This is a genomic window from Arachidicoccus sp., from assembly GCF_050436765.1.
Taxonomy (GTDB): domain Bacteria; phylum Bacteroidota; class Bacteroidia; order Chitinophagales; family Chitinophagaceae; genus Arachidicoccus.
In genome coordinates this window covers 1-18380 of sequence record NZ_JBNQGD010000306.1, presented here as the reverse complement: position 1 = coordinate 18380, position 18380 = coordinate 1, and the positions used below count along the sequence as shown (strand labels likewise).

13 protein-coding genes are annotated in these 18380 nt (G+C 37.3%); 7 read left to right on the top strand and 6 right to left on the bottom strand.

Translation table 11 applies throughout. The features are described from left to right. Positions 1 to 78: 78 nt before the first annotated feature. Positions 79 to 972, bottom strand: a complete 894-nt coding sequence (locus ACQR30_RS13385) for a helix-turn-helix domain-containing protein (protein ID WP_429735943.1) — start codon at positions 970 to 972, stop codon at positions 79 to 81. Positions 973 to 1147: 175 nt separating this feature from the next. On the opposite strand from ACQR30_RS13385, the gene ACQR30_RS13380 reads away from it, so the two are divergent. The 4 genes from ACQR30_RS13380 (at position 1148) to ACQR30_RS13365 (ending at position 8956) form a co-directional block, all read left to right on the top strand. After that, positions 1148 to 2128 (top strand): aldo/keto reductase, encoded by a 981-nt coding sequence (locus ACQR30_RS13380; protein ID WP_429735941.1) that lies wholly within the window; start codon positions 1148 to 1150, stop codon positions 2126 to 2128. Between the two features lie 163 nt (positions 2129 to 2291). After that, on the top strand, positions 2292 to 3353 hold the full coding sequence (locus ACQR30_RS13375) for an NAD(P)-dependent alcohol dehydrogenase (protein WP_429735938.1): 1062 nt from the start codon (positions 2292 to 2294) through the stop codon (positions 3351 to 3353). A 660-nt stretch (positions 3354 to 4013) separates the two neighbouring features. Further along, a complete protein-coding gene (locus ACQR30_RS13370; protein ID WP_429735936.1) occupies positions 4014 to 6110 on the top strand; it encodes a TonB-dependent receptor in 2097 nt (698 codons plus the stop codon). A 413-nt stretch (positions 6111 to 6523) separates the two neighbouring features. Then, positions 6524 to 8956, top strand: a complete 2433-nt coding sequence (locus ACQR30_RS13365) for a glycoside hydrolase family 2 protein (RefSeq protein ID WP_429735934.1) — start codon at positions 6524 to 6526, stop codon at positions 8954 to 8956. 335 nt (positions 8957 to 9291) lie between these two features. On the opposite strand, the gene ACQR30_RS13360 is transcribed toward ACQR30_RS13365, so the two are convergent. Both ACQR30_RS13360 and ACQR30_RS13355 read right to left on the bottom strand, forming a co-directional pair. Further along, the gene (locus ACQR30_RS13360; RefSeq protein ID WP_429735932.1) at positions 9292 to 9423 is read right to left on the bottom strand and encodes a transposase; all 132 of its coding nucleotides are present in this window, start codon (positions 9421 to 9423) and stop codon (positions 9292 to 9294) included. 83 nt (positions 9424 to 9506) lie between these two features. After that, positions 9507 to 9686, bottom strand: a complete 180-nt coding sequence (locus ACQR30_RS13355; protein WP_429735930.1) for a hypothetical protein — start codon at positions 9684 to 9686, stop codon at positions 9507 to 9509. A gap of 98 nt (positions 9687 to 9784) precedes the next feature. Here ACQR30_RS13355 and ACQR30_RS13350 point away from each other — a divergent pair, with 98 nt between their 5' ends. Then, complete coding sequence (locus ACQR30_RS13350) at positions 9785 to 9964, top strand: hypothetical protein (protein WP_429735928.1); 180 nt, start codon at positions 9785 to 9787, stop codon at positions 9962 to 9964. 23 nt (positions 9965 to 9987) lie between these two features. Further along, positions 9988 to 10560 (top strand): hypothetical protein, encoded by a 573-nt coding sequence (locus ACQR30_RS13345; protein ID WP_429735926.1) that lies wholly within the window; start codon positions 9988 to 9990, stop codon positions 10558 to 10560. Positions 10561 to 11821: 1261 nt separating this feature from the next. Here ACQR30_RS13345 and ACQR30_RS13340 read toward each other — a convergent pair. The 3 genes from ACQR30_RS13340 to ACQR30_RS13330 all read right to left on the bottom strand — a co-directional run bounded on the left by ACQR30_RS13340 (position 11822) and on the right by ACQR30_RS13330 (position 16281). Further along, positions 11822 to 14707 carry an outer membrane beta-barrel protein gene (locus ACQR30_RS13340; RefSeq protein ID WP_429735924.1) on the bottom strand — a complete coding sequence of 962 codons (2886 nt, stop codon included), beginning with the start codon at positions 14705 to 14707 and terminating at the stop codon, positions 11822 to 11824. A 30-nt stretch (positions 14708 to 14737) separates the two neighbouring features. Further along, complete coding sequence (locus tag ACQR30_RS13335; RefSeq protein WP_429735922.1) at positions 14738 to 15976, bottom strand: 6-bladed beta-propeller; 1239 nt, start codon at positions 15974 to 15976, stop codon at positions 14738 to 14740. A 68-nt stretch (positions 15977 to 16044) separates the two neighbouring features. Next, complete coding sequence (locus ACQR30_RS13330; RefSeq protein WP_429735920.1) at positions 16045 to 16281, bottom strand: RuvA C-terminal domain-containing protein; 237 nt, start codon at positions 16279 to 16281, stop codon at positions 16045 to 16047. Between the two features lie 346 nt (positions 16282 to 16627). Between ACQR30_RS13330 and ACQR30_RS13325 the strand changes: the two genes are divergently transcribed. Beyond that, positions 16628 to 18244: a vitamin K epoxide reductase family protein gene (locus ACQR30_RS13325; protein WP_429735918.1), complete on the top strand. Its 1617-nt coding sequence runs from the start codon at positions 16628 to 16630 to the stop codon at positions 18242 to 18244. The last annotated feature ends 136 nt before the right edge of the window (positions 18245 to 18380 follow it).

Genomic DNA, 18380 nt, shown 5'->3' with positions numbered 1-18380 from the left:
AATTTCGAATCAGGGAATCGATTTGTCTCTACCATTCAACATTTTGTCCAGTCAAGTCTCGAAGAGACCGGCATCAAATCAATTGAGATTTTTATATTCGTTTGGAGATACACCCACTCTTTGTTTGAATAATCTTGTGAAATGCTGCGGGTATTTAAATCCCAAATCGTATGCCACCTGGCTAATTGATTTATCTATATCAAAAATACGTTCCTTTGCTACGTTAATTACCGTAGTTTGAATGTATTCCTGTGCAGTTTTTCCCGTTTCCTTCTTAATCAAATCACCAAAATAATTAGCAGAAAGATGCAATTCGTCTGCACAAGAGGCGACAGAGGGCAATCCAAGATTTTGTGGTTTGTCGGACCTAAAGTAATCATTCAATAGACCTTCAAATCTTTCTAGTATACCCTTATTATCATTGTCTCTGGTTATAAATTGACGATCGTAAAATCGCATGCAATAATTCAAAAAAAGCTCTATATTAGACGCAATAAGTATTTTACTATGCTTGTCTATTGATTGATTTAATTCGTAATAAATTTTATCAAAACACTCCAAGATTATTTTTTTCTCTTTTTCCGATAAATGGAGTGCTTCGCTTGTATTGTAAGAAAAAAAACCAAAATCATTCATCCGCTTCCCCAAAGCCGTATTCAACAATAAGTCAGGATGAAAAACTAACGCCGTCCCGGATGGCTGATAAAGCTCGTCTCCCGTAATTTCTATCACTTGTCCAGGAGCAAAGAAGACTAAAGTCCCCTCTTGATAATCATAATAATTGTTCCCGTACTTAATATTTCCACAAATTACTTTCTTGAGTACGATACAAAATATATTAAAGTTCATTTTACGTGCAGCTCTTGGGCTTGCCTTTGAAAGATCGACGATACTGATTAAAGGGTGCAGTGTTTCATTGTCATAAAAAGCATTATAATCATTGACCGTATTGAAGTTTATTGTTTTTTCCATTTTGTTATCTTTCTATTACAAATTTACATATTCACCAACAGTTACAACGATCATCGCTCTATATTCAGTAATATTGGTAAGTAATTCAGTAATTGGTATAAGTACAAACTGACTCACTTTTCGGAAATTTGTGGTAGAAACAAGATTGAATAAAATATTAATCAAAAAAAAGACAATGGAAAAGAGAATATTAGGAAGCAGCGGATTAGAAGTTTCGGCTTTAGGATTGGGCTGTATGGGGTTAAGTTTTGCATATGGCCCTGCAATGGAGAAGCAACAAGGCATAAAGATAATTAGAGAAGCCTATGAACAAGGTGTCACATTTTTTGATACTGCTGAAGCATATGGTATAGCTAACGAAGAATTGGTGGGGGAAGCTTTAGCGCCATTTAGAAAAGAAGTAGTGATAGCCACAAAATTTGGTTTTAAGAACGGAGAAGCCGCACAAGGACAAGACAGCAGACCAGAGCGCATCAGAGCAGTTGCAGAAGAATCTTTACGTCGCTTAAAAACAGATGTAATTGATTTATTTTATCAACATAGAGTAGATGCGAACGTCCCAATAGAAGATGTAGCAGGGACTATAAAAGATTTAATTCAGGAAGGAAAGATAAAACATTTTGGCATGTCAGAAGCAGGAGTCGAATCTATTAGAAGAGCACATGCAATACAACCGGTGACCGCTTTACAAAGTGAATATTCTATATGGTGGAGAGAACCTGAAAATGAAATACTACCAACTTTAGAAGAGTTAGGAATTGGTTTTGTACCCTTTAGCCCCTTAGGCAGAGGTTTTTTAACAGGAAAGATTAATGCAGAGACAAAATTCGATAGCTCCGATTTTAGAAATACCCTACCTCGTTTTAATGAAGAAAATAGAAAAAACAATCAAACTTTGATTGATTTATTGTCCGCTATTGCTAAAGAAAAAGGCGCCACCAATGCACAAATCGCGTTGGGTTGGTTACTGGCTCAAAAGCCATGGATCGTGCCCATTCCTGGTACCACAAAATCTCATAGACTAACAGAGAATATTGGCAGCGTGGCTATCGATTTAACAGCTGCCGATATTAAAGTAATTGATGATGCCTTTGCAAAAACCGAAATTAAGGGCGATCGTTATCCGAAGCATTTAATGACCAGCGTGGGGAAATAGAGGCCTCAAGATTCGCCGAAGTTTTAAACTCTTGTTGAGGTAGACAAAACCAGCATAAATTAAAAGAAGAATAAAAATGGTATTTTTATGCTCGACTAAAAAAACATAAATTATGTTCTAACAATAAGAATGTATTCTAAATTTAAAAAACAATTATACAAAAATGGAAGCAACAACAGTAAAAGCATTTGCAGCAGAAGCTGCAGACAAAGCGTTAAAGCAAACCGAAATAAAACGAAGAGTAGTCGGCGAAACAGATATAGAAATTGATATTTTGTATTGCGGTGTTTGCCATTCCGACTTACATACAGCCAGAAACGATTGGGGTGGCACTGTTTACCCGGCTGTACCAGGTCACGAAATTGTTGGCAAAGTGACTAAAGTGGGTAATAAGGTAACAAAATTAAAAGTGGGTGATTTTGCAGCGGTCGGTTGTTTAGTGGATAGTTGCAGAACTTGTTCAAGTTGCCAGCAAGATTTAGAACAATATTGTTTAAATGGGTTTACCGGTACCTATAATGGAAAGGATAAACATATTGGAGGAACAACCTTTGGCGGATATTCTGAAAAGGTTATCGTAGCGGAGCATTTTGTTTTAAAAGTACCCCCTAATTTAGATCTAGCTGCCACAGCGCCGTTATTATGTGCAGGCATAACAACCTGGTCGCCCCTACGCCATTGGAAAGTAGGGAAAGATAGTAAAGTGGCTGTCATTGGGCTAGGTGGGTTAGGGCATATGGCTATTAAATTGGCAAAAGGCCTAGGTGCTGAGGTCACCCTTTTCTCCAGAACAACCTCAAAACAGAAGGATGCTTTAGATCTAGGTGCTGATAAGGTAGTTATATCTACGGATGATGGACAAATGAAATCGGTAAGCGGCCAATTCGATGTAATAATTGATACTGTGCCTTACATTCATGATGTAAACCCGTATATCGCAACATTAAACATCAGTGGGACTTTAGTTTTAGTAGGATATTTAGGTGGCCTGGAGCCAATTTTAAATACGGTGCCCATGATTTTGGGTAGAAAGTCAGTAGCAGGTTCACTTATCGGAGGCATCGCCGAAACGCAAGAAATGTTGGATTTCTGCGGTAAGCATAATATTGTATCAGAAATTGAAATCATCAAAATGCAAGAAATTAATGAAGCTTATGAAAGGATGCTAAAAAGCGATGTGAAATACCGTTTTGTAATAGATATGGCTTCCTTAAAGAACCAATAAACCTTCTTCATTTACAAATAAGATAATTTTCATTCTTGACAAATAATCTTTTAGACATGACACTTACTAAAAAACAAATATGTTTTAGGAGATTCAAATGAATTAATCAACTTTGTACAAAGGGTTATAAAAAAGGAATTACAATTGACAATTACGGATATGCAAACGCAATGCTGCCATTAAGTATTCTCAGTGATCAGCAAATTGCCGATATATCGTCTTATGTAAGAAATAATTTCGGGAACAGAGGAAGTTTAATCAGTACTTAACTGGTAAAAGCCGTTAGAAATAAAAACCGCATCTGCTTTTATTTTTGACAAAAATAGGAAAAGGCAGCTGAAAAATATTGTACACAACTAATAACTGCAGTGCAGAACAGGAAGCATATTAAGCGATGGCGAACTTTCGTAGCTTTGTCGTACTTGGTGTGATCGATTTTGGGGATTAACCGATAAAGGGAAAAGCTACCGGATGAGAATCACCCAAGTACGGCAAATAATAGCTTTATTGAAATATCCTCTGTTTTCATCTCTTAGAGATTAAAACAGGTTTTTAGGAGTGCGGGTTTTCTGTCCACTTTCGTAAAGCACTCAATAAGTGGATGATAAAAGAATATTTTTTTAAGTAAATAAGAAATGATTGAGTTAGAAATAATCGAGTGTGAAAAATATTTATAAAAGCCAACTTTATTGTTTCTTATTAAGAGGAATTTTATTGGGATGCCTTTATTTTTCGGCGTCCTGTGTATGGGGGCAGGATAATAAAGATTCATTGATACAGCCGCAAAAAAGAGACAGTCTCTTAACAGTGACAGTTACTGCCTTTGGTTCGCAGAAGCAATGGCAGCTGGTGCCTGCGGCGGTTTCAATTGTCGATAAAAAGCAACTGCAATTGTTTAATCAAACATCTTTGGTTCCTATTTTAAATACTATTCCAGGTGTTCGTATGGAACAGCGCTCACCTGGCAGTTACCGGTTTTCAATCAGAGGAAGTTTACTCCGGTCGCCCTTTGGTGTGCGCAATATAAAAGTTTACTGGAACGATATTCCCCTTTCCGATGCAGGTGGCAACACTTATCTACAATTAGTAGATATTAGTCAATTACAATCTGTAGAAATTATTAAAGGTCCGGCAAGTAGTTTGTATGGTGCTAATACAGGTGGTGTTATTATTTTGCATAGCGGCGAAGGCTATACAGGGCAAAAGCGATCTTTGAGCGGCGGCTTTAGCGGTGGTTCTTATGGCCTTTTTAATGAACACTTAATGTATCGGACAGAACACAAAAACTTTCAGAGCAATTTTCAACAGGTGCATCAGCAAAGCGATGGTTACCGCCAACAATCGGCTATGAAAAAAGACGTGCTCAACTGGAATGGGGATTGGCATATAAGCAACCATGAAAACCTGCATTTTATTTCCTTTTATGCCAACATGTATTATCAAACACCTGGCGGCCTTACTTTGCGACAATTGGGTACCGATACATCAGCTTATCCTTTGGCCGTAAAACAAAAAGCGGCTGTCTATAATAAAACCATTTTTACGGGGGCAAGCCTGAAATCCATACTCAATGCACATCTTAACAATATAACTTCACTGGTATATAATCATACAAACTTCAAGAATCCTTTTACAAGCAATTACGAATTAAGAAATGAAAACAATGCCGGGCTCAGAACTAGTTTTGACTACCATACGCGGTTTTCAAATAATGTAACCTTGAAATGGTTAACCGGATTCGAACTGCTGTATAACCACTCCTACATCAATGATTTTGGCAATAAGGCAGGTCTAAAAGACACCGTTCAGTTTCAGGATGAATTAAAAGCCACACAAACTAGCATTTATACACAAATGGCTTTCCATATTGGCAGCAAATGGGAGCTTCAGTCTGGAATCAGTCGCAATGTACAATTCGATGATTACCGAGCTTTATATGAGAATCCAAACGTCGCCTTTTTAAAAGCAAAAACAAATGGTTTGTGGTCGCCTCGGTTTAGTCTGCTGCATACTATCTCACAGCATTTGCATTTTTATGCCGTTGCTGCCAAAGGTTTTTCGCCACCTTCTATTGCTGAACTGCACCCATCCAATGGTGGTTTTAATGATTCTTTGCAACCGGAATATGGCTGGAATTTTGAAATGGGCCTCAAGGGCAATGCCTTCAAAAATCGTTTAGCATTTGATGTGTCGGTTTATTCTTTTGGGCTGAAAGAAGCCATTGTACGCAGAAGCAGTGCTACGATCGACGAATATTATGTGAACGCGGGCAAAACGCATCAGCCTGGTGCGGAACTTTGGTTGAAAGGCTTTTTAATGAAGAACGATGCAAATTTTATTACGGCAATCAACCTTAGTAACAGCTTTAGCTATCAGCCTTATATATTTGCAGATTATCGAATAGATAATATCAATTACAACGGCAATCCTCTAACCGGTGTACCTAAATATATCAATGTTACTACGCTTGAAATGGAGACGAAGTCCGGAATGTATTTAAACAGTATTTTTAACGCTACCTCTTCACTTCCGCTCGACGATGCCAATGATGCTTCCGCCGCTGCTTATCAGTTATGGCAGGCAAAAATTGGTTACCGGCATCTGCAGCATTGCTCTCAATATGATATTTATATTGGTGCTGATAATATTTTAAATCAAATGTATAGCTTGGGTAACGATATTAATGCTTATGGTAAAAGGTTTTACAATCCTGCTCCTCGCAGAAATTATTATATAGGAATGAATTTTAGTTTCTAGTCATTTTTATGAAATTAAGCATTGCGGTTGGGTAAAAAATAAATAGAATTAACCTAAATATAAAGGGCGGTCCGCAGCCCACCTAAAATAGTAACCTCGCAATTAGATGCTGACCATGGGTCCGACGATCCTGCTGGAAAAGGGTGATGTGCTGGTTATTCCCGCTGGTATAGCGCTTAGGATCTGAATTAAGAGAACGACGTCGGCGTGGTTGGCGCTTACTCTAATGGGTTGAATCGTGAAATTGAACTAGGGAAAGTAGGGCGAGCGGCCCGAGACCGATCAAAATATTGTGAAAGTGTTACTGTCACCTACAGGCCCTTACAAGGCAAAAAACGGAAAATTACCGGCGGCGTTAGTTGCCGGTTTATCAACAAAAATTATTAATATTGAGTCCTTAATGCAACTAGTCCATGAATAAAATTATACTTATATTGGCTTTGTGGGGCATTTATCATACCGCAAGTGCTCAAAATGCCCGTTACGAATCGCTGTTTGATGATAACTGGTCGTTTTATAAGGGAGATCCAGCAGGTGCTGAAACAACGGCTTTTAATGATGACTCATGGAGAAAGATAGATCTTCCTCACGATTGGAGTATTGAGCCTTTACCCAATCAAAAACCCGGAGAGGTTATAGGCCCGTTTTCTAGAAACAGCCCTGGCGCTACCGCCACTGGCTATACGATAGGTGGAACCGCCTGGTACCGGAAAAGTTTTGTTTTAAAAGCAGACGAATCCTATACGCAGTCAATCATCAGTTTTGATGGGGTGTATATGAACTGTGAGGTTTATGTAAACGGAAAATTGTTAGCAAGGCACCCCTACGGTTATACGCCATTTGATGTGGATATCAGTTCAGTTGTTAACCCCGCTGGGCAACCGAATTTAATAGCTGTTAAAGTACGTAACGAAGGAAAAACTTCCCGTTGGTATAGCGGCTCCGGAATTTACAGGCACGTCTGGCTGATCAGGAAACAACCTGTACACCTGGCACAAAACGGTGTCTGGGTGAGTACCGAAAGTTTATCGGCAGACCAGGCGCGCATCAAAGTTTCCGCGATTGTAGAGAACACTACCGATAAAACAACTCCTTTACGGCTGATAATTACACTAATAAGGCCGGACGGCAAGATTGCTCAAAGGGTAAGTGTACCGACAAGTAATATCAGTACAAGCAAACAGATAGAACAATACATCACCATTAAGCAGCCAAAAGCCTGGTCAATTGAAAAGCCGGAGCTGTATACCGCACAGGTAGATGTGATCAGTAATGGAAAAGTAACTGATAGGACTAAAACAACCTTTGGTATACGTACCATTCATTTCGATGCTACGACCGGCTTTACTTTAAATGGTAAAAGAGTTTTGTTAAAAGGGGGTTGCTTGCATAGCGATAACGGTTTTTTAGGGTCTGCTACTATTGACCGGGCCGAAGAACGGCGCGTTGAACTGATGAAGGCCTATGGTTACAATGCCATAAGAACCAGTCACAATCCTCCGTCAAAGCAATTTCTGGATGCCTGTGACCGCAATGGTGTCCTAGTGATCGACGAAGCCTTTGACATGTGGGAGCGACCCAAGAACCCGCAGGACTATCACCTGTATTTTAAAGATTGGTGGCAAAAGGACCTGGATGCACTAATCAGTCGCGACAGGAATCATCCCTCAGTTATATTCTGGAGCATCGGCAATGAAATCAATGAGCGGGTTGACTCGCTTGGTCTTGCTATTGAAAAAGAATTGGTAGCGGAAGTCAAACGTTTAGACAACACCCGGCCTGTAACCGAGGCCATTTGTAGCTTTTATGATCATCCTAATTACAAATGGGAATCGACTATACCGGCGTTTGCTATGCTCGATGTTGGCGGCTATAATTACATGCGCTCTGAGTACGAATCTGATCATGTAAAGCATCCTGAACGGGTTATGATGGGCACCGAATCCTACGCTAAAGAAGCCTTTGACTATTGGCAGCTGGTGAAAAAAAATCCTTATGTCATCGGTGATTTCGTTTGGACGGCCATGGATTACATCGGCGAAACAGGATTGGGAAATGCCCGGTTAAGTGATGAATCGGGGCGCGGTTTACTTAGGTCTTTCCCTTGGTTCAACGGCTTTTGCGGGGACATCGACATTACCGGATCAAAGAAACCGCAGATGCTTTATCGTGATGTTATATGGGGCAATAGTGATCTAGAAATGGTAGTACATGCTCCTATACCTGAAGGCAAACGGGAAATAGTTAGCCAATGGGGCTGGCCAAACGAATGGCAAAGCTGGAACTGGTTTGGCAACGAAGGCAAAACCATGGAAGTAAGGGTATTTTCGAATTACCCGCTTATCCGCTTGGAGCTAAATGGCAAAGTAATAGGTGAGAAAAAATCGGGGGACAAAACTAAGTTGATAACTACATTTAAAGTACCATATCAGCCTGGAACGCTAAGAGCTGTTGCGTTAAAAGATGGCAAAGAAGTAGCGTCAAAACAACTGTCAACCACTGGCCAGCCGGCTTATATCAAGTTGGTAGCCGACAGAAAAACCATCAAAGCTGACCGCAATGATCTCTCCTACGTAAAAATCCTGATTGTCGATGCGCGGGGCAATATTATTCCGGATGCCGATATTCCAGTTACGCTAAGCGTTTCGGGCGATGGGGAAATAGCTGGTTCCGGGAGCGCGTCGCCAAATGACATGGAAAGCTTCAATAACCCAGTATGTAGAACTTACAGAGGTCAGGCACTAGCCATATTAAGACCATTGAAAAATGGCAAAAAGGGCTCAATCAAACTACATGTGGGCGCTGCCGGCTTGACAACGGGACAGGTTTCGATTACGCTTAATTAAACGTTATCTTGAATATCCGACTGGCAAAATCATATTCGTTGAATTATTGCAGCTCGCCAGAGATTTTAAATCTATCCGTGTTTTAACCGATACGGAAATTCAGTAGATGAGATTTAAATAAAATCTTCCCATCTTTTAAGCTTGATTTATTTATCCCAAGTCGGTCATTAGAATAGTTTCTAATGACCGACTTGGGATAACTTTATATCTGCACAAATTGCAGAAGCAACAGGACAAAGCGCAGAATATATTAAAAATAGAGGATTTAAAGGCGACCATTACGATTTTCGTAATTTGCTGATTTAAGGTGCAAAACATGTACAAAATCAGGCAAATTAAGTATGCCTCAAAAATCTCATCAGCGTTGGCTCAAAGCTACCATTACGATCCCAACTTGTTTCCAGTGCAAATTCGCTGTTACTGGTCTTTACGGTCTTTCGTGCTTTGCCATTCTTTCGGTTGGGCACTTCATCTTCTTGGATGCTTGTATATGCCGATGATCGTCAGAATATACAATATGGCATCTTTTAAAACGACTAAAAAGTCATAATCACTTATGTATTCGTAAGTAATTTCCTTCACTCACATATTTGTGATTTACTTGTTTGCCTTTAGTGTAGCTGCCAAATAAAATTATCATTTCCGGAGCAAAAACCTCTTTAATAATTTCAGAAATTTCCAATATCTCGTGTTCCTTGGCTTCGGGTAAATGTGACAGAGAAGTTTTCATGGAATAAAGATAAAAAGAAGGAAGTGACGGTCAATTGAGGAGGTTGTCTTTTTTGTTTTGGGAAAAATGTCTATTTTTGTAATAGAAAAGAAAACGAAATGAAACAAGTTTCAAATAGTAAGTCTAATGGAGGTAAAATAAGCATTTCAAAATTAAGAGCCAAGGCTTTAAGGCTTGGTTGGAAACCTGTTGAAATATGCGGTACAATCAACCTTCGCTATGAACTTTCTAAAAAAGATGATATAAAGACTACAGTTTTTCCTATTCATAAAAAATAAGCTTCACGTAAAACGAACTTTAATTGCCATTTAAAGGATATCATCCAAGGCTCAAATCTAAGAAATACAACAAGAAGCACAGCCGTTGGCTTTTTAGTTATAGCTTTTATTCTATAAAAAACGGTTCTACCTATGTAATCGAAGCATTTTATTATGTGAAAGTGGAATTGTTTATCATCAAATTTTATGATAAAAACCATTCTGGTAAGAATAAATATGCAATTCTTACAAACAAAGGAGATGTAAGGAATATCTTAATGACTAATTTTAATTTATTGAATATATTATTGGAGGAATATCCTACGGCTTCCTTTTGTTTTATGGGAGAGAGAAGATATTTTAAAGACAAGAATAAGCAAGTCCTTGTTGAGGATGCAGAGAATAACATACGTTATCGGGTCTATAAATCATTTATTGAACAAGATATATTTAGACCATTCTTAAACAAAAATTTCCTATTAAAATACAAAAACAAAATAAGTAGTTACCTTTTTCTAAATAAATCTAATATTTTATTTCCTTCGCTTTTGGCCTATGAAGAGCATATCAGAAATATACTTAGTAATGAGTTTCCTGAAATAAGGTTTTTAGGTTAGCGACACGGGTGTTATACGCATTACTGCATACTACGGCAAGGAATGTTTCTGGTTTCCTCAAAATTTTACCGTATGGTATTCCCTATTGTCAAAGAACAGAAAAAATCGCAATTTCCCTTTCTTCCATAGATACAAAGATTAATATTGAAAATCAGCTTTTACAAAGGTTGGAAGAAGAAAAAGATACTTTTTAAGCAATCTATTGATTTAATGAACTATGTAAATCTCAAATTAAAGTTGCGATTTACATAGTTACATATTGGCTTAATCTTTTGATTATATCATTCAATGAAACCACGTCTGTGCCTTTGATCATTGACAGCTTTCGGACGAAGGAATTACTACAAAAGTATGCTTAGGCTGAATATCTTCAATAGCAATATAATTGCCTTTCGATAAAGAGGGCGAATAAAAAATAAAATTTTAAAAGGGCTTGAAAAAGTCTATGAGAAATTATTAGAATTTAAAAAAAGCGAACTCGTTGTATTGCGTGACAATAAAATCGTAAAGATAAAGCCCGAATAATCATCTAAAATATAGGCAGCATCTAGCATTCCAATATTACAAGGAAGAATCGATTGAAGATCGTACGTAAAATCACTTTTTCTTCTTTTCTTCTTTTCTTGTCATTAGCACCCTTGTTAAGGCAACCGGAATCCGATAAAATCCAATCCGCTGTTTTTCGCGCAATACCTTCAAAAGTTTTTTATTCCAGTAGCTGGCGTGGTATCGAAAGTCGGGTCAAAAGTAAATCGTTTTAAAGTGGACTCAACTGGATTATACGCTAACATTTTGTAGCAGCCGCTACCCCAAGTTCTTATAACGAAAATTTAAGTGATAAAGTATGTGACAGGGAATCAAAGATTTAGAATAATTCGCCATTTGGTTTTTATACTGCACGTCACATAAAAATGTGCAATAATTTATAGCTTTTTATGCATACAGTTCCGATAAAATTTAATATGGGCTTTCGTTTCTTTGTTCATTTTGCCTTGATGCAAAACGAACCAAAAATTGCTCACAACTTTCGTCTATATTTTCAATGGCGTTTGCGAATGCTCCACATTTCAAGGCGGACCTGATCGCTCAGCGCATTTCGCCGCCAACGCCACATTGTAGCGGATTTATGGAGGAAATGATTTGCGTAGTGTCGCAGTACTGTATCTGCCTGTCCACAAATTTATTCTGCGTAGAGCATAGCAAATTTGATAATGAATTATACAATGGCACTGAGCTTTCGGCTTTTAGCTTTCGGTTTGGTTTACCATTCTTGTTTAACCTCTCTTTTCTTGATGATTGTTTTTCCAAACTTTCTGGGAAAATAAGAAAGCGTGAGCATAAAATACTGCTGTAACCCATTCGTTATAGATGTTGTAGTGCCATACGCCCCTGCTGTGTTGGAAATATTTTTAAATTGTTTTAGAATATCCATGGCAGAAAACTTTAGCTCTGCTTGTTCGCTTTTTAAAAACCTATAGCTGGCAAATGCATTCCATAAGTAGATAGGCTTGCCGAGATTACTATTTTTTGTGTAATCGAGCGTAGAGCTAATGGTGTATTTTTGGGGTAAGTTTACCGTAAGCCCAAATTTAGAAATATTTGTATAACTTTTAAACGACGACAAGCCTTGTCCAGATTGGTCTGACCGGTAATTTGTCAAGGTTTTTCCGAGCTTAAATATAATCATAGAGCGATAAGCAAATTCTAGGTTGATGTCATTATTTATGCTTGCTGTATTGGTCCGGGAGTAAATATTATCAATATAACTAGGCGAAGCATTGTTGCTGTACGACCCACTATATCTAAGCTGCAGGCTATTTTTTCCCCAGCGGCGGCTAACATTAAGATTGTAGTTCAAGCCAAAGGTTTTGCTTTCTGGAACATTTACATAATAATAATATCTTTTTCCGGAAGTGTCGTTGATAACGCTGTCTGCAACTGGATTTAACGACTTGACAAAAGAGCCGCTTAACCCTCCATTAAAAGCGTATTTTGATTTGCGGTTTTGTGTATCAAAATTACCATTGATGCTATAAGTATGGTTTATCTTGTTTTGCAAATTCGGATTTCCGATTCGGATATTAGAAACGTCTAAGTTGTCTGTAATGGCATATAACTGGTCAATATTGGGATAATCAAAGTTTTTGCGATAGCTGCCATTTAGGTTAAACGAATACTTTTGCTGCTTGGTATAATAGTAGCCAAAGTTTCCTTCGTATCTAAAAAAGGCAAAAGAACGGGAAAGATTTCTTGTCGCAAAGGAAGACGTGTTGTTGTCTTGTTTTAAATCTTCTAATACATTTATTGAGCTGTAAAAGTTGCGGTAATAAGTGCCGTTATATTTAAAAAAAGATTTGCTAAATGAAAGAGAGGGCGTGTATTCTATTTTTTCGTTCTGATTGTTATTGGTCAAACTATTATTAACGATATAACTGCCCGATATAGTATCATAGTCAAATACTTTCTGGTCATTTTTTGATTTGGCATAATTGAACCAGTTGTCGAGACTAAGCCCGATTCCAAAAAAATTATACCGCCCAAATATTAGCCGCTTAAATCCATCGTAAGATAACGTACTTCCCACACTAAGGTTATTATTTGTATTGCTGTAACGACGATTGTAAGCCGTGTCGTCATTACTGTTGGTATAAGATTTAAAATTACTTTTAACAAACCTATCTGAACTGCCATTACTGTTGTTCAGGTTTAAACTTGCATTAAATCTGGCTAAAGGATTTTCTTCGCTTTGCTTTGAATAGTTCATAGAAAATGATTGCCCATCCGATTTTCGCTTTTCCACCGTTTGTACATCATTCTTACTAATTAAGTTTTTTAGCTCATCTCTTGTGTCGGTAGTCGCGTGCGAGTTGCTGTTATTATTGGAGATAGAAGCGTTCCCGTTTATAGTAAAATTATCGTTATAGCTGTTCGTTTTAATATAGTTAATGCCAATATTATGATTATTGTTGCTGCTGTGTGATATAGAATTGTCTTCGACAAATTGCGAATTTTGCGCTGTTGCCCGGTTTTGCAAAGATAAATTGGTGAGAAATCTATCGCTACCCGAGTTTCCGTAATTAACGGTAAGGCGGTCGTTTTGCCGGCTGTTTGTTGTTTCAATAAAGTTATGTGTATAAACACCGCCAATGAAGCGGTTCTTATTAATGCCACTTCCTCCAAAACGGCCAGCATTGTATAGATTAGGATTATAGCTCCGGTAAGTATTGTTCTGAAACATCTGGGTTAAGTTGTCGATATTTTTATTGATATTGTTGTACCCACCACCAATACCAAAAGAAGATTTTTTATTATACATCTGAAAAGAAAGATCGCTTTCAAAACGCTTGGTGGTACCATACCCCACTCCTGCTTTACCAAAGTATCCCGATTTTTTATCTTCTTTTAATTTAATATTCATCGTAAGCAAAGAGTCTTTCTGTTTTCGTTCATCTGGCTTCAATGTACGATCCACTTCTTGATATACCTGTATTTTGTCTATTGCGTCTTTGGGTAGGTTTTGGGTAGCAATCTTGGGGTCGTTAGATCCCATAAAAGGCTTACCATCTACCAATACACTCGGTATTTTTCGTCCATTCATGGTAATGGAACCGTCTGCCCATACTGTTAAGCCCGGCACCTGTGTCAAAAGGTCTTCCACCACCGCATTGGGTCCCATTTTAAAAGCGGCCGGATTTATCTCCAACGTATCGCCATTCATATGTATAGGCACATAAGATTTAACGGTAACTGCCGACGAATCGTTATACGCAGGAGCCAAAACAATCGTGGTATTAAAAGTACCCGAATCAATTTTTATGGTCTTATTGTAAGACCTAAATCCTACATAAGTTACATTTAGTAAAAGGTTTTTATTTAGGGGTAATTTGTCTAAGTGGAAACCACCATAACCGTCTGTAAGTTTATAGTTGATTAACGAAGAATCTTTGCTTAAAACGCTTACGGTAGCCGATTCTAAAAAAACACCGCTTAGAGAATCTTTCACCACACCCGAAACAATGCCGGTTTGTGCAACAGCGGCTTTAAAAATGAATTGAGCAACAAGCAAGAGAATTAGAACCCGCCTTATCTGCATTTTTTTTGTCTTCTTAATGATTAATTGATAAATAGCCTGTCTTGCTGATAGCATTTTTAGGAATGCTTACCTTTGGACATTATATTAATGGTTTTTGATAGAATATTCGACAATTAGGGGTTTAGGCGCGAGCGTATCTTGTAGGCTTTGTTGTAGCATTTTAGGCAACTTGTCTGTTTTGCCCTTATTGAGCTCATACACTTTTTTGAGTTGGTCGGAGGTAATAAGTTTGTAGAATTTACCTTGCTCTTCACCTCCAGTACTTTCGTTTAGCAAAGGTAAATAATAGCTTGCGCTATCGGGTTTTACTTTAAAAAGATTATAAGAGGCATTCGTCTTTTTGTCATAAAGATACTGGCCATAATTAGAAAGAAAAGATATTCGAAATAGCATATACCTGTCTGTTTCGTAAGGTAAGTAAATTGCCCGTAACCACCAGCCATTGTTTCTTTCAAAATTTTCTCTTTCCGTAGCATTTTTAAATGGTGTCTCAAAAAACGACTTGGGCAGCGCATTCTCCATAGGTAGCACAACTTTATATACGGGTTTTATTTCACCATTAGAAAGTGCATATACGGTATCTACATAAGGGCGCGTTATATAAAATATGTTAGGGTCGCGTGTCTCTTGGGTAACGGCATTTGCATACCTAGCATATAAATACCTTATTTCGTTTTGCTTGTTGTAAGGGAAATAGCCTTTTATAAACTTAGTGCCTTTATATATTTTTACTTCGTAATCTAAAGTGTCTTTATAATTTTTGTTGACATCTATTTCGTAAGTGCAGTAATAATCGTCTTTTAGATTATAAGCTTTAAGAATGTCAAAGGCGGTAACTGCTGCTTTTTGGATAACGAAGTTGCTATCTTTTAAGTCGATAATATATTTTTTATAATATTTCCCGTTTCCTTTATCCGAGAAGTGAGTCTTTATATCAATCTCATCTTTTTTGGTTAATGCATATTTTTTGTTCGGAAAAAAGAAAGTCAATTGCCCTTTGTTTTTATCATATTGGGGATAAACATTCTCTCCTAGATTTTTGAAATTTATTTTTTTGATGAACTTACCGCTTTGGGAATATATAACAACCGTCTGGTCAAAAGAAGTCGTAACGATAAAGTATTTGTCTGTGGCAATAACATATGAATACTCTCCGAAACTCACGCCCTTGGTTGCCTCAAGTGGATGAAACTTTATCGAGTCAATAAATAATGACTGGTTTGCACCAGCTGCAGCTTTGGGACTAAGATAGATTTTTCTAGGTTGCGCATGCGCTAAAGACAGGATTAACACAAAAGAAAATACCAGTAATACTAGTTTCAATCGTTGAGGTTTTATGCAAAAAAGATAAATATAAGTAGCTTGTTGTTAACTAATTGCAAAAAATGGCTTTACAAATTCTTAGGCGACACTTTTATAAGGGTTTCTAGATTCATATTATCTTCAGCCAATTTCAAAGTTTTCTTGATGGCGTTTTCTGCCATAGATTTTCCAATTCCAAGTGCCATCAAGGTATCCAAAGCATCTGATTCTATAGAGCTTACAAAACTAGTTGTGCCGACTACATTTAAGTCATGCTGTTTGGCTAATTTGTCTTTTTTGAGATTGAGCCCGAATTGCTTTTGCATAATGATGCAACAGTTAATTATAATTCTGGACCAAATAGTCACGGAATTAATTATAGCTCTAATGCTCATTATACAAATAATGATATTGAATTCATTAAAGACTTATATGAAAAAGTAATTGTAGAAAAGATAAGCAAATCGACCTTCTTTCAAAAAACAAATGAAATATTGCAAAATTTATTGAATGAATTCAAACCAAAAAAATAAATGAATATTGGTTGTTTAATGATTAAAATGCCCCTCGTTAAAGGGGCATTTTTGGTTTAAGAAAATGTGTGTAGAAAATTGTTTATTTTTGGAGTAGCAAAACTCATTAAAATTTATGATATGGCAACAGTAACAACAAATGCGATTACAGCAAGGGAAAGGCTTCATCATTTTATCGATGATGTGGAGGACGAAAGAATACTTGCTATGTACACGCTTTTTTTGCAATGAAATTGTTGGTGAAGATTCCGAATATTCTGAAGAATGGAAAAAGGAGCTTGACCATCGGCATGAAGCATATAAAAAGGGGAAATCGACATTAATATCGCCTCAAGTGTTTAAAAATATTTTTAATCCAATGCAGAATTGCGAGCTGGTAACCTTTAGATTATGCAGAGAATTAAATGTACCAGTTACAAAATCTAAAATTGCAAAAGATTTACAAGAACACCCAAATTACCCCAGTCTATTATCCATAAAAGATATTTTAAATGACGTTGGTGTTCAGAGTCTTGCTTTATCATCAGTTGCAATTGAGAGACTTGAAAGATTAAGCATACCTGCTATAGCACAAGTGAAAATAAACAAGCAAGATAATTTTGTAGTTATTACATCGATTACAACGGAAAATGTGCAGTATTTTCATCCTACCCAAGACGAGCTAATTACTTCAAGTCTTGCTGAGTTTGATCAACTGTTTACTGGCTTTATTTTACTTGTTGAAGCTGACGAAACAGCCTCAGAAAAGGACTATACAATACACTACCGGGAAGAGAAAAGGCAATATTTCAGTAAATTAATTAGTGCATTAGCTATTCCGGCCTTTACCCTCATTGCTTGTATTTTAGTTTTTATGCGCAACGGCATTGTTTCGTTGCAAGCAATTATTTTTACATTGCTCACCTTGGTGGGTACCATTACAGGTAGTTTGTTGTTGTGGTACGAGGTTGATCAATATAATCCTGCATTACAAAAAATTTGTTCAGCAGGCAAGAAAACCAATTGTGGTGCAATTCTCCATTCTAAAGCCTCAAAGATTTTTGGTATCAGTTGGAGCGTTATTGGGTTTACTTATTTTTCTGGAAGCCTTATTGGTTTATTGGTTACAGGTATTTATCAAATGCCGAATCTTTTTATTCTATCTTGGCTAAATGTAATTGCACTTCCTTATATTGCTTTCTCTCTTTATTATCAGGCTAAAATTGCCAAACAATGGTGTGTGCTTTGTTTGTCAGTACAGGGTATTCTTGCATCGCAGTTTGTAGTAGCACTGTGGGGAGGTTTTCATAGTTTTAATGCTTTACATTTTATTACTGCTTCTACTATTGTTGCTATTATCATTTCCTTTATTATCCCGTTTTTACTTGTAAGTCGTTTACTGCCTGCGTTACGCAAAGCGAAAGAGAGCAAGGGTAATAAAATAGAACTCCAACGATTAAAACATAACCCGCAAGTTTTTGAAGCTTTGTTGGCAAAACAAAAAGGCTTCACAGAATCTACTGAAGGGCTGGGTATCACGCTTGGCAATCCTAATGCTACCTTTAAACTCCTAAAAGTTTGCAATCCGTATTGTGACCCTTGTGCCAAAGCACACCCTGCGATGGAAGCGTTACTTGATAATAACCCGGACGTACAAATACAAATAATTTTTACCGCCAATGGAGAAGAAAATGATATTAAAACACCTCCTGTAAAGCATTTGTTGGCTATCGCTGAAAAAAGTGAAGAAGATAATACGAAACAAGGCTTTGGATGATTGGTATTTAGCTGAAAGGAAGGACTATGAAACATTTGCAGCTAAATATCCAATGAATAGGGAATTAAAGTTACAAGGCGAAAGTAAGCATACGATCAACCCCATATAGGTGAGGTTATACGGACCGTGTAATATT

Bases quoted from the DNA above. Each gene is read 5' to 3' on its own strand.
- ACQR30_RS13375 (WP_429735938.1), top strand. From the start codon at position 2,292: ATGGAAGCAACAACAGTAAAAGCATTTGCAGCAGAAGCTGCAGACAAA.
- ACQR30_RS13330 (WP_429735920.1), bottom strand. From the start codon at position 16,281: ATGCAAAAGCAATTCGGGCTCAATCTCAAAAAAGACAAATTAGCCAAA.
- ACQR30_RS13380 (WP_429735941.1), top strand. From the start codon at position 1,148: ATGGAAAAGAGAATATTAGGAAGCAGCGGATTAGAAGTTTCGGCTTTA.
- ACQR30_RS13340 (WP_429735924.1), bottom strand. From the start codon at position 14,707: ATGCTATCAGCAAGACAGGCTATTTATCAATTAATCATTAAGAAGACA.
- ACQR30_RS13355 (WP_429735930.1), bottom strand. From the start codon at position 9,686: ATGAAAACTTCTCTGTCACATTTACCCGAAGCCAAGGAACACGAGATA.
- ACQR30_RS13325 (WP_429735918.1), top strand. From the start codon at position 16,628: ATGCGATTACAGCAAGGGAAAGGCTTCATCATTTTATCGATGATGTGG.
- ACQR30_RS13350 (WP_429735928.1), top strand. From the start codon at position 9,785: ATGAAACAAGTTTCAAATAGTAAGTCTAATGGAGGTAAAATAAGCATT.
- ACQR30_RS13385 (WP_429735943.1), bottom strand. From the start codon at position 972: ATGGAAAAAACAATAAACTTCAATACGGTCAATGATTATAATGCTTTT.
- ACQR30_RS13365 (WP_429735934.1), top strand. From the start codon at position 6,524: ATGAATAAAATTATACTTATATTGGCTTTGTGGGGCATTTATCATACC.